The sequence below is a fragment of the Verrucomicrobiota bacterium genome (genome assembly GCA_039027815.1).
In the GTDB taxonomy this organism is placed as follows: Bacteria; Verrucomicrobiota; Verrucomicrobiia; order Verrucomicrobiales; family JBCCJK01; genus JBCCJK01.
On the sequence record JBCCJK010000017.1, the window covers coordinates 1 to 12,655 of the forward strand.

The window sequence follows — 12,655 nt, forward strand, 5'->3', positions numbered from 1 at the left end:
GGTAGAATGGCCGAGTGAATTTCGGGCCAGACCAAGGCGCGACGAGGGCGCGGTGCAGGCACCGTAACCGAGGAGCAACGCAGCGCTGGCTCGAAAGACACCGGCTCTTCCTTCCCCGCGCTTCAGCGCCTCTTCCCCACACCTCCTTCCCTCCATTCTACCAGTGAATTCTGGAGGTTGGTATTATCCCTGCGGGAGGAGATACTTCGAAGCCTGCTCCACATCCTTGTCTCCCCGCCCGGAACAATTGATGAGCACGATCTGATCGCTACCCAGTTGGGCTGCCTCGCGACTGACCCAAGCCATGGCATGGGCCGTTTCCAGCGCGGGGATGATGCCTTCGGTGCGGGACAGCTCCCGGAAGCCCGCCAGGGCCTCTTCATCGGTGGCGTAGGTGTATTCCACCCGACCCTGCTCCCGGTAGTAGGCATGCTCCGGCCCCACGGCCGCGTAGTCGAGACCAGCGGAAACCGAATGGGTCAGCTCGATTTGTCCATCGTCATTCGCCAGAAGATAGGTCTTGGTGCCTTGGAGCACGCCCAGCTTGCCGCCTTGGAAGCGGGCCGCGTGTTCTCCTTTAGCGATGCCGTGGCCCCCCGCCTCCACCCCCACCATGCGGACGGCGTCATCGCCGAGAAAGGGGTGAAAGAGGCCGATGGCATTGCTGCCGCCTCCGACACAGGCCACCAACACATCCGGCAAGCGTTCCTCGCGCTCCAGGATTTGCTGGCGAGCCTCCACTCCGATCACGCGATGAAAGTCCCGCACCATCATGGGGTAGGGGTGGGAGCCGAGAGCACTGCCTAAAATGTAATGGGTGTGCCGCACATGGGTGACCCAATCCCGCATGGCCTCGTTGACCGCTTCCTTGAGCGTTCTCTGTCCTGCGGTCACCCCGCGGACCTCGGCCCCCATGAGACGCATGCGCGCTACGTTCAGGGCTTGGCGCTCCATATCGACCTCACCCATGTAGACGATGCACTCCATCCCGAAGCGGGCCGCCACCGTGGCCGTGGCCACCCCATGCTGGCCGGCCCCGGTTTCCGCGATGATCCGGGTCTTGCCCAACCGCTGGGCCAGCAGAATTTGCCCGAGGGCGTTGTTGATTTTGTGGGCCCCCGTGTGGAGGAGATCCTCGCGCTTGAGGTAAATCTTGGGGCCACCCAGTTTCTCCGTCCAGCGCTCGGCGAAGTAGAGCGGCGAAGGCCTTCCCACAAACTCGCGCAGCAAACCCTTCAGCTGAGCCTGGAAAGCGGGGTCCGCCTTGGCCCGGGCATACTCCACCGTCAGCTCCTGGAGCGCCGCCATGAGCGTCTCCGGCACAAACATGCCACCAAACTGGCCGAAGTGGCCTTTCTCGTCGGGAAGGGTCGCGGTCGTCATGAACTTGGGAATTACACTACGAAGGAGACGGGCTCAAAGGGGAAAAGCGGTCTTGCCAAGTGAGATCGCTCCTCTACCGAGAGAGACCCCCTCTCATGAAATCCCCCCATCGTTTCCTCCTTCTGGCCGGGCTGGCAAACTGCCTGAGCGGCTTGGCTTTAGCTGCCGAGGCTGCCCCTCCCAATATCGTCCTCATTTTCAGCGATGAGATGAGGCCGGACTACCTCGGCTGTTACGGGGGGCCCTACGCCACGCCGAATCTGGATCGGCTGGCGGCCGAAGGCCTCCGCTTCGAGCAAGCCTACACCGCCGCCTCCGCTTGCACCCCGAGCCGCTACTCCGTGCTCACCGGCCAATACCCCGGGAGAGCGGCCGCCATGGAGGCGCTCTTCGCCCAGGACGAACCCTACAGCATCGCCTGGAACACCGTCATCGAAGGCGATCGTCTCACCATCCCCAAGCTCCTGGCCCGGGCCGGCTACGTGAGCGGCCTCTTTGGCAAAAACCATGTCACCGAGATCGAGGCCGAGCAGTCCCTGGGCCTCCCTCCCTTGCCCGCCGGACCGCCGAGCGATCCCGCGGTCGAGCGTTGGCTGCAAGCGCATCAAGCGGAGTTGGTCCGGCTGTTGACCTCCCGCCTGGGCTTTCAGGAGGCGGGCGCCATCACCTACACCAATAGCGAGCACATTCCCCATCCCGCGCTCCGCCATCACAACCTGCCCTGGATCAGCGCCCTGGCCTCCGACTTCCTCGGTCGGCATGCCGGCCAGACTCCCTTCTTCGCCTTCCTGACCCCGACCGCGGTTCATGGCCCTTGGCACCCCGTCCAGTACGAAAAGGACCTCCGCTTCACGCCGGGCGGCTTTCGTCCAGATGTGCCGCAATACCAGATTCCCGCCGCCCGCATGCAAGCCCGCCTGGAAGGCCTCAGCAGCGGCCAAAAGCATCACACCGCCGGCTTGGCGGCTCTCGATCAACAGGTGGGCGTGGTCTTGGACACCTTGGAGCGGCTTGGTTGTCTCGACGAGACGCTCCTCATCTTCACGGCCGATCATGGCGTGGAGCCGGGAAAAAGTGGGGTCTATCGCTTCGGCAATCACGTCCCGCTCCTCATGCGCTGGCCCGAACGGATCCCGGCCGGGCTCGTCTGCCGGCAGTTGGTGGCGCAGGTCGATCTCTTGGTGACCTTGTGCGGTTTGGCGGGCCTGCCGCTCCCTCCCGAACAGGTCTGGGATGGCGTCGATCTCAGCCCGCTTTTCTCCGACCCGGACACTCCCGTGCGAGACTTCATCTACACCGAGATGGGCCATGTTCGGGCGGTCTTTGATGGTCGCTTCCAATACGCCGCCTTCCGCTACCCGGCCCGAGTGGTGGCGGAACTGAAGGGCCCCGGCCTGGAGCGCGCGCCCAATCACTTGGGCTACCCGCAAGTGCACGCCGCCTTGGCCGCGGCCCACTTCCCGGGCTACTTCGACCCCGACCAATTGTACGACCTGGAGAAGGACCCCTACCAGCTGGAAAATCGCTGGCACGACCCGGAACTGGCCGGGGTCCGGGCCCGCCTCCGCCAAGGCCTCCGGGAACACACCTCCAGCTTCGCCCACGCCTTCCCGGAAGAAGCCGATCCCTTCTTGGTGAGCGAAGACTACCAACGGCTGGTGGAGGCGGCCCGGCGAGAAGGCCCACCCGAGCCGGCCTGGGAATCCCGGGATCTCGATGCGATCTCTTGGCCGCCCGTCCGCTGAGGTCGCCTCAAGATTTTGACCAGCCCGCGAGCCCTTCTACGTAGACTCCTCCAGTCCTTTCCCCCTCCCCCCTCCTCGCCCATGATCCGTTTCCTTTGCCTGCTGAGCTTGCTCGACCTCGCCCCCTGGGCCGTCCTCTCCGGCCAGCCGCCGAACATCCTGCTCATCCTGACCGATGACCAGGGCTACGGCGACCTCGCCCTCCACGGGAACACCGTGGCGCGCACCCCCCATCTCGATCGTCTCGGGCAGCAGTCCATGCGCTTCGACCAATTTCACGTGACGCCCGTCTGCGCCACGACCCGGGCCTCCCTCCTGACCGGAAAGAACCACCTCGACGTGGGCGTCTGGGGAGTGCACGTCTCGCGGGATTATCTCCATCTGGACGAAGTGACGGTGGCCGATGTCTTGCAGGAGCGAGGCTACGACACCGGCTACATCGGCAAATGGCACTCCGGCCGCGCGCCCGCCTGGATGCCCTGGCATCGGGGCTTTGCCGATGGCTGGGTGGCCGATCTCTACCAGCACCACCAGACCGAGGTCTCTCACAATGGAAGCTCCGTGCAACTAAAAGGCTGGGCCGACGAAAGCCTGACCCAGTTGGCCATGGACTACATCGATGAACGGGAACGGCCCTTCTTCCTCATGCTGAGCTACCTCAGCATCCACACCCCGATCGAAGCGCCTGCGTCCTTGACCCGGAAGTATCGAGAGGCCGGACACTCCCCCTATTTCTCGGAGCTGAACGGGATGCTGGAAAACCTCGATGCCCAGATCGGGAGGCTGCTCGCCCACCTCGATCAAAAAGGCTTGAGCGAGGAGACCGTCGTGATCTTCACGAGCGACAATGGCCCCATCCACCGAGACCGCACCCAAGACAGCAAGCTCGCGGGCCCGGAAATCGCGCTCCGCTGCCCCCAGCGCTTGAAAGGCGTCAAAGGCAACATCTGGCAGAACGCCCTCCGGGTGCCCTGTTTCATTCGCTGGCCTGGCAAGATCCGCCCTGCCACCATCGAGGCCCTCACCGACGTGACCGACCTCTTCCCCACCCTCCTGGACCTGGCCGGAGTGGGCCAAACCAAGGCCCGGGAAGACCTGGCCGGTCTTTCACTGGTGCCCTTTTTGGCAGGGAGACAAGAGGCTTGGCCGCAACCTCGGGAACTCTTTCGCTCGCACTGGGAGGTCTCCCTCCAGGGCCCCATGAACAAGCACAACGTCCTGGTGGACAAGCACGACCTTCAATACGACTCCCAGATCGCCGCCTGGCGGAAGGGGCCCTACAAGTTCGTCCAGCTTCGCAGCAAGAGCCTCTCCCTCTACGATGTGATGGAGGACCCGCGAGAAAAGGAGGACCTCCTAGCGGCCCAACCCGAACTGGCGGCGGAGCTGGCGCGCAAAACCGAAGCCGCCTTCCGTGAAAGCGTGGCCCGCCCCCATAGCTTCGTGCATCCCCGCTTCCACATCGGCCACCCGGAGTATGACCGCTACGCCCGCGTCGGTGGCAATCTCCGGGGCTCGCAAATTCCCTGTGGGGGCGGCATCCGCATGACGGGCGGCGTCCGGGCGGAAAACTTGTGGTCGGAAAACTGGAAAGCGGCTGGCGACTCCCAGACCTTCCCGGTGGAGGTGGTGACGGCGGGCCGCTACCAAGTCTTTTTGGAAGCCCGCGGCGGGAAAGCCGGCGCCACCTTCCGGCTGGAAATCGGCTCGGCCAGCCTGGAAAATCAGGTGCAGGCGCTGGGCGACCGCCGGGCCCTCGGCACCATCCAGCTCGCCACCGGGATGCAAGAGATGACGCTCTCTTTAGTGGAACCCCCGCCCGGTGGGCAGAAGCCCTTTGAGCAGCTCCGCGTCATCGAGCTGCGCAAGCAGTGATACCAAGCTCCAGAATTCACTGGTAGAATGGAGGGAAGGTGGTGTGGGGAAGAGGCGCTGAAGCGCGGGGAAGGAAGAGCCGGAGTCTTTCGAGCCAATTCTGCAGCTTGGTATGAGGCCCCGCCGGGCAGCGGGCCGTCAATCCTCCTCCAACTCCCGCAACTGCTGCTTGCTGAGCTTGGCGTAGCCCTTCGGCAAGGAGTCGACCCACTCTTGGGTCTTCTGCGTCAGGCGGGCGGTCACTTCCGGGAAGTCGGCCGCCAGGTTTTGGCTCTCGGAAGGGTCTTTTGCGATGTCGTAGAGCTGGACCGGCGTTTTGCCTCGCTTCCCGGGAAGGTGGAGTTTCCAATCCTTCCACAACATGGAGGGCCCGGCCCCGCTGGAACTGACTCGCCAGAAGAGGGGCGTTTCTCGGAGGCGCTCCTGGCCCGCCCAGGCGCGCGAGACATCTTCCCCGTCCAAGTGGGTGGGGACCTCTCGGATGCCGACAATGGAGGCGAGCGTCGGGAGCCAATCCAGTCCGGAGATCACGCTGGTGGTGTCCACTCGTCCCGCCGGGACCCGTCCCGGCCAGCGCACGATGAAGGGCGAGCGGATGCCGCCCTCCAATTGGTCATGCTTGCCCCCGCGGAGACCTCCGGCGTAGCCCAGCATGTTGGCGGAGAATTCTCGGTGGCGCTCCTTCTTCCCGCCGGTCAGGACGGGTGCGGGTCCGTGATCGCTCGAGAAAACGACGATGGTGTTTTCCCGCAAGCCTAAGCGATCGAGCGTCGCCAAGAGTCGCTCCACGCAGAGATCGAGGGCATGCAGCTCGGCCACATACTCCCGCATGGATTCATCGAGATGGCCGCCGATCTGGAGGCACTCGTCGAACTTGTGCTGCATGGCGGGGGCGAAATCACTCCGATCCACCGTGAGGTCATCAAATCGCTCCACCAAGCCGTCCGGGGCATCGACCGCGTAGTGCGTGATGTGGCCCCAGATGTTCATGTAAAACGGGCCGGAGGCGTCCTCTTCCAGATATTGGATGGCGGCGTCGAAAATCCCGGCGTCCCGCCCGCGCTGGTCCTTCTTTTCCCCGATGCCCCCGCTGTAAAAATCGATCCCATAGCCTTCCCCCTTCTTCGGGCCGATGTGCCATTTTCCGAAGTGGGCCGTCCGGTAGCCCCGCTTCTGCAAGAGTTCGGTGATGGTGACCTCCTCACCAAAGCCATAGGCGGCGGGGTATTGCTGGAAGCGGGACGTGTGAAGGCCGGTCATGAAGCCGGTCCGGCTGGGACAACAGGTCACCCCAGAGACATAAAAGCGGGTGAAGCGCGTTCCCTCGGCCGCTAGGCGATCGAGAGCCGGGGTTTGGGCGTAAGGGTGGCCGTAAGAGCCGAGGTCTCCAAAGCCGAGGTCATCCGCGAAGATGAAGACGATGTTCGGTGGATCGGCTGCTGGCAGCGGGGTGGTCCAGGCCGTCCAAGAAAGGAGGGCCAGAAGGAGTGCTTTCGGGAGCGATGCCCAAGAAGGTGGGATGGTTTTCATGAAATTGAGAAAGGAGAAGGAGAAAACTCGGGCTTCACTCGGTCACCTGCAAGCGATAGAACATGAGCGCTCCCGTGGCCTCGGCTGCCAGGGTCGCTTGGTCGAGATCGCCACCGCCGCTTTCAATTTGCCAGCTCCCCGACACCGGCGACCAGCTTCCCGGCAAGAGCGTGGGAGAACGCTCCACTTGGTAGCGGAGACGGGAATCGTCATTGCGGAGGGGAAACTGGAAGAGCGGGCTCCCTCCTTCGGTCGAGAAGGCCAAGGGCTGGCCGGCATCGAGCGCGTTCGTGGGATCCCCGCCCCGGGCATACTCCATCAGGTTGGACTCGCCATCCCCGTCAAAGTCGGCCGAGGCCTCCCCGAGCGAGGTGCCCCAGGAGTCCATCCAGTAGCTGAAAAAAGGGGTGGCGCCTCCTTCATCGCCATTGGTGCCTCGGGACCCCACGAAGGGGCCTTGGCTGACCCGGGCCCCGTAGCTGTCAGACGTCTCGTAGACGGAGGCCTGGTAGTTTGGGTTGGGCACTTGGGGGAGGCGAGCCCCGACGCTTTGGAGGTAGGCCGAAAGCTCGGCGTAGAGGGCCTGCCCCAAGCTGGGATTTTGGCTGTAGATATTGTGGTATTCGCCCCCGTCCTGATGGAGGTCAAAAAGCATGATGGGCTCCCACTCGGGGAAGCGGACGGGCGTTTCGTAGAAGTAGACCGCTTTGTGGCCTCCTTTCACGATGGCGGAATGGGGCATGGTGTTTCGGTAGTGGGGGTAATGAAAGTAGAGCCCCCGCTCCCGCAGCTCCGCCCCCGGGGCCTCCCCGCGCAAGAGACCAGCCAGGCTGCGGCCATCCAGATTGGGCACGGAGGTGGGATCGCCTCCCGCCCAGTCCACGAAGGTGGGGAGGAAGTCGTAGTTGGCCACGTTGACGGTGGAGAAGCTCCCCGGGGGGATGCCCGGGCCTTCGATGACCTGCGGGATGCGGATGCCGCCCTGCCAAGCCCACCATTTGCGGGAGTGGAGCGGCTGGGGCAGGCCGGAAAGCTCGTCGTAGAAGCTGTGGCGGTAGCCGTTGTCCCCGCTCACGATGAGGTAGGTGTGGTCTTCGATGCCCAGTTCGACTAACTTCTCCCGCACTTGGCCGATCTTTTGATCCAGCTCATAGATCATGCCCAGCCAGACCGCTGGATCTTGTTTCCGATTGAGGTTGTCCGGGTTGGTGCGGCCGCCGTTGTAGGCCACCACTTCGGGGACGTTTTGGTAGCGGGCGCGGGAGGCCGGGGTGCACTCATTGCCTCCGTGCACCGCGTAGTGGGAGAGCTGCAAGTAGAAGGGCTTTTGGGCCGCCACTTGGGCTTCCATGAAGGCTAGCCCCGTGTCGGTGATGTGGGTCATGAGTTTGGGGTCGCTCAAGGCCTCCAAGCCGCCTGCGTTGGTGTAGTTGTTCCCCTCGTCATTGGTGGTGGCGCCATCGTGGAGGGCGTAGCCTTCCTGGCCCGGATCGCCCCGGAGGTGCCACTTGCCGAGGTGGGCCGAGACGTAGCCATAGGGCGCGAGGGCTTCGGGGATGGTGATGGCTTCGGAGCGCAGACTGCGATCCGCTCCATTGGCCACGACTGGGAAATGGAAATATTGGCGTCCTTCGGTGGTGGCGTCTCGATCATAGTAGTCCGAGCTGTTCATGAAGACGGTCATGCCATTGCGGGCATTGGACTGGCCGGTCTGGATGGCGGCCCGGGCCGGGGTGCACTGGGGGGAGCCGTAGGCGTTGCGAAAGACCATGCCATTGGCCGCGATGGCGTCCAGATGGGGCATCTCGATGATGCGGGGGAAGTGAGAGTTGGCCATGCGCTGGTCCATGGCGACGGAGGAGCCATTCCAGGCCCAATCATCGATGTAGATGAAGACGATGTTGGGCGGCAGATCGGTGGCCAAGCCCCAGGTGAACTCCGCGTTGGCGCTGCTGCTGGTGGCGTTGGCCCGGACGATTTCGGCCGAACCGCTCGGACTGAGGAGGGGGGCGAGGTCGTTGTCGCCCACGGAGCGCAGCTCCACCTTCCCATCGCTCAAGTCCGTCCAGAGAAAGTGGGTCAGCGGGTCGGAGCCGTCCTCGGCATCGGCCACCAGCTTGTCGACATTGTCGAGATTGACCCGGACATACTTTCCGTTGAGCGCGGACTGGAAGCGGATCCGGCCTTGCCCCGCGTCTTCCACCAGGAGCTTCTCCGCGGTCTGGACGGAGGCGGTCTCGCGAGCGTTCAGTTGAAAAGCGAGATCCGCCTGAACGCTGACGTAGGAGGCATTCTCGGGATGATAGAGCCAGATGGTTTGGCCAAGCGGAGGCGCGGCCAAAGCCGACCCACAGCAGAGAACGGGGAGGAGGGCCAGACAAAGGGTGCGGCCCACTCGACCTGGGGGGGGGAAGGAGGAGGACATTGGGGGGGGGTTCGTTTGGTTAGCACAATTTCCCGGAAAAAGCATCACCGGGCGGAAAAGTCAGGGCGCGAGCTGCCGACGAGCCCAGGCGATGTCTTTTTTCGCCTCGCCCACGAAGTTCTTCCAGTGGAAGGGTTTCCCATCGAGGTGGCCGAGCGAGCTGGCTTGGTAGGTGGCCTCGGTGATTTGGCTGAGGGCCTCCCAATGGCCGAGGGCCTTCTCCAAACTGGCGAGAGCGGCGGCTCTTTCCTGGCGATTGAAAGCCACTCCCCCCCGCAGCTTGTCAGCGAAGTAGAGGCCCAGCTGAGACCAAGCTTGCACGTCCGCCATCTCGCCCAAGAGGGGGGCGTTCTCGGTTTCGATGGCCTCCAGAAGAGCGAGCGCCCCCTGGCAATCCCGCTCCAAGGCGTCCGCCAAGTCGAGCGGGGTGAGGCGCTCTCCGAAGTCTCCCTTCCCTCGGCCAAATTCTTTGAGCGAGACGAAGCGTGGCTCGGTCGTGTCCGTCCGGAGCATCTGCCGCAAGCTGAGAAAGCCTTTCTTGGAGAGAAAGCCTTCGGTGTAAAAGGTGTAGTCCCAGGACCAGCTAAAAAAGCCCGCGATCCGCTGGGCGGTCTGGGTGGCCAAGTGGAAGGCCTCCACCATGTCCGCCCCATGCCCGCCGGGGAAACGCTGGTCGTAGCTGTGGGCGAAGACCTCGTTCGGGACCGAGGGATCGTAGAGCAGGCGTCCCCATTGGTGATAAAAGAGCCATTGCCGCTGGAAGGCCCAGTCCCAGTGGATGGAGGGATGACCGGGCTTTTGGAAAAGGTCGGCCGCGGGGATGTAGCATTCCGAACCGAGGAAATACCCGGCTACGAAGTCCTGCCCATTGGTGCGGAGGTGCTCCCGGATGAAGTCCGGCTCCCCCCAGCGGAGGCGAAAGAAGTCCTCGTTGCGCACCATCCAGGCCATCTTGTGGTGGGTGGGGGCGGGGTCAGTCCAGTATTCCTCCCCGGTGCCGCCGCCGTGGGCTTTGACCAAGGTGGGGGTGGAGTGTCCGTGGGACCAATTGAATTTCAGCTCGACCACGATGGGGCTTTCCGGCGTGCCGAGTCCGGATTCGTCGATGGCCTGCCGGTTCTGCGTGTGATCCCCTTTGAGGGCGGCGCGGTAGATGAACTTAATGGGACGGTCGGCGGCCTGGATGCCGCGGAAGAAGACGTCTTTGACCCAGTCCACTTGCAGCTCGCTGGACCAGCCTTCCATGCCCTCCCCCAGGGTGACACCGAGGCCCGTCAGCTCGGGATACTCATTGATGACTTGGGTGAGGCATTCCCGGTTGTATTGCCGAATGAGCGGGCTGTCGATGCCCTCAATGAAGTGGTGTCCGGTGTCGACGTTGCCCTCGCCATAATGTTCCCGGAAGCCCTCCGAAACAAAGGCATTCCAGTTCAAGAGATAGGTCTCGATCCCCCGGTCCTTCGCCATGCGGAAGAGGGATCGCCAAAAGTTCTGCCACTCGGCCAACTCGGCCTCCGTGAGGGAGCTGGCCTGGGGAAAGTGGGTGGGGCGGATGAGATAGGGCCAGGGATGGATGTTCCAAAGGGTGAGCGCGTTGAAGCGATTTTCCGCCATCATGTCGAGGAAGTCCCCCCACATGCGAAGGTCGCGACAAGCTTCCAGGTTGGCCTGGAGGGCGGGGAACCGGCGGTAGGAGGACCACGGCAAATTGAATTTGATGGCGCGGAAGGGAAACCGGGGATTGCGCCAGCTCGGCTGGATGAGATCGATCGCTTCCAACCGGGCCAGCTGCTCCGCCACTTCCAGCAGTCCATACATGGCTCCCGTGGCCTCGAGAGCCTTGATGCGGATGGCCTGGCCGTCTTTCTCGATGGCAAAGCCCTCTGCCCGGAGCGCGGGGGAGTCGCTCGCGGCCACCAGGTCCACCCGGATCGAGGGCCCCCCTTCCCCTTCGCTTCCAGTCAAGGAGACGGAATGCCCGAGTTCTTCCAGCGTGGCCTGCAAGCGAGAGGCGGCGAAGACTTGGGGCGGCGAGTCGGCATCGAAGTGCAGCCAAATTTTCTCTTGGCCTTGGACCGAGAGACTGGGGAAGAGACCCAGAAGCAGGAGGGAAAAGAGGGTTTTCATGGTGGGGGGGAGAGCCCGCCGCCCCTCACTCCGTTTTGGCTGGAGGGAGGAGATCGACGAAGGCGGCTCCTTTCACTCGAAAGGCATCCAGGGTTCGCCCGCGGAGGTCGGCCAGTTGGGTTTGGAAGGGGCCCTCCAGCGCCAGGTTCCGCAGTTCTTCGGGGTCTTCCTGGAGATCGTAGAGCTCCTCGATGTAGTCCTCACCGATGTAGCGGATGTATTTGTAGCGGCCCTCGTGCAGCATGAGGTAGGCGGGCATGGGGTTTTTGTCGTAGACGAGCGATTCCCAGGTCCGGGTGCGGATGCGGTCTTCGATGGAGGGGTTGTCGTAGAGGTGGACGGTGTAGGTCTGGATCATCGGTTCCTCGGTCCAAGCCCCGTCCCGACCCGGCTCCAGGAGAATCGGGGTCAGGTCTCGTCCATCGAGCGCCATCCCGGGCTCCACTCCCGCCAGTTCGTGGAAGGTGCGCACGAGGTCCACGCCATTGACCGGATGAGCACAGACCGCTCCCCGAGGAAAGCGCTTCGGCCAGCAGACGATGAGCGGGCTGCGAAGCGAGGCGTCGTAGGGATTGATCTTGCCCCGCAAACCATGATGGCCCCAGGCGTAGCCTTGGTCGGAGGTGAAGACGATGAGGGTGTTTTCCAGTTGGCCCGTCTCCGCTAAGACGCGGGTGATCCGGCCCACGCCTTCGTCGATCGCGAGCACGGCTTCGTTGTAGAGCTTGACGTGCTCGTCGAGCGAGACGCCTTTGATGGCGGGCGTCCCGTCGTCATCCCGCCAGCGGGAGTAGTCCCGGAGATGGCGCGGCTTGCCCGGGCGGGGGCCGAAGACGTCGGCCGGGCGCTTCGATTCCGGCACTTCGGGATTGCCCAGGTAGCGTCCTTGGTGCCGCTCCGCCGGGGTGAAGGGCCCATGCACCCCGGCGTAGGCCAGCCAGAAATACCAGGGCTGCGCCTGCCCCGCCTGCTCCCGGATGAATTCGATGGTGCGCTCGGTGTAGACGTCCGTGCTGTAGCCCCCAAGCGGTTCGGCCTCCTGGCCATGGACGTTCACGTGTTGTTCCCAGTAGTAGGTCTTTTCCTCTCCGGGCTGGTTGTGATCCCAAACCACGGACCAATCCCAAGCCACCCCGTGACCATGGTATTCGGTGCCGAGATTCCAGTGCCACTTGCCGATCATGCCGGTGGTGTAGCCTTGCTGGCGAAAGTCTTCCGGCCAGTAGCGCTTGGTGCGCTTGCCAATATTGAACTGGTGGCGCCCGGTCAGGGCGTTGGCCCGGGAGGGAACGCACTTGGCCCCGATGTAGGCTTGGCTGAAGAGGATCCCGTTTTCAGCCAGCCGGTCGATGTGGGGGGTCTTGACCCAGCGGTGGGAACGCGGGTAGGCGCTGACGGTGCGGTAGCTTTGGTCGTCGGTGAAAATGTAGAGTATGTTTGGTCGCTCCGCCGCGTCGAGCGATCCCGGCGCAGTCATCCAGCTCAGCCAGAGGAAGGACCCCCATCCGGTCGCGCGCGCCCAGGCCCCCACCCGAGTGAGCGAGCCCCAAGAAATAGCCAACGCCTTCAT

General features: G+C 63.7%; 7 protein-coding genes. 2 read left to right on the plus strand and 5 right to left on the minus strand.

The annotated features are described in order from the left end of the window. Positions 1 to 183: 183 nt before the first annotated feature. Positions 184 to 1,383: a tryptophan synthase subunit beta gene (gene trpB, locus AAF555_06370; protein MEM6911192.1), complete on the minus strand. Its 1,200-nt coding sequence runs from the start codon at positions 1,381 to 1,383 to the stop codon at positions 184 to 186. A 95-nt stretch (positions 1,384 to 1,478) separates the two neighbouring features. Here trpB and AAF555_06375 point away from each other — a divergent pair, with 95 nt between their 5' ends. Both AAF555_06375 and AAF555_06380 read left to right on the plus strand, forming a co-directional pair. Next, a complete protein-coding gene (locus tag AAF555_06375) occupies positions 1,479 to 3,128 on the plus strand; it encodes a sulfatase-like hydrolase/transferase (GenBank protein MEM6911193.1) in 1,650 nt (549 codons plus the stop codon). Positions 3,129 to 3,209: 81 nt separating this feature from the next. Beyond that, a complete protein-coding gene (locus tag AAF555_06380; protein ID MEM6911194.1) occupies positions 3,210 to 5,003 on the plus strand; it encodes a sulfatase-like hydrolase/transferase in 1,794 nt (597 codons plus the stop codon). A 138-nt stretch (positions 5,004 to 5,141) separates the two neighbouring features. On the opposite strand, the gene AAF555_06385 is transcribed toward AAF555_06380, so the two are convergent. From AAF555_06385 to AAF555_06400, 4 genes are read right to left on the minus strand one after another with little or no spacing between them, the layout of a single operon-like run. Further along, positions 5,142 to 6,533 carry a sulfatase-like hydrolase/transferase gene (locus tag AAF555_06385; protein MEM6911195.1) on the minus strand — a complete coding sequence of 464 codons (1,392 nt, stop codon included), beginning with the start codon at positions 6,531 to 6,533 and terminating at the stop codon, positions 5,142 to 5,144. 34 nt (positions 6,534 to 6,567) lie between these two features. Continuing rightward, complete coding sequence (locus AAF555_06390; GenBank protein ID MEM6911196.1) at positions 6,568 to 8,958, minus strand: sulfatase-like hydrolase/transferase; 2,391 nt, start codon at positions 8,956 to 8,958, stop codon at positions 6,568 to 6,570. A gap of 60 nt (positions 8,959 to 9,018) precedes the next feature. Next, on the minus strand, positions 9,019 to 11,085 hold the full coding sequence (locus AAF555_06395; protein ID MEM6911197.1) for a hypothetical protein: 2,067 nt from the start codon (positions 11,083 to 11,085) through the stop codon (positions 9,019 to 9,021). Positions 11,086 to 11,110: 25 nt separating this feature from the next. After that, positions 11,111 to 12,655 (minus strand): sulfatase-like hydrolase/transferase, encoded by a 1,545-nt coding sequence (locus tag AAF555_06400; GenBank protein ID MEM6911198.1) that lies wholly within the window; start codon positions 12,653 to 12,655, stop codon positions 11,111 to 11,113.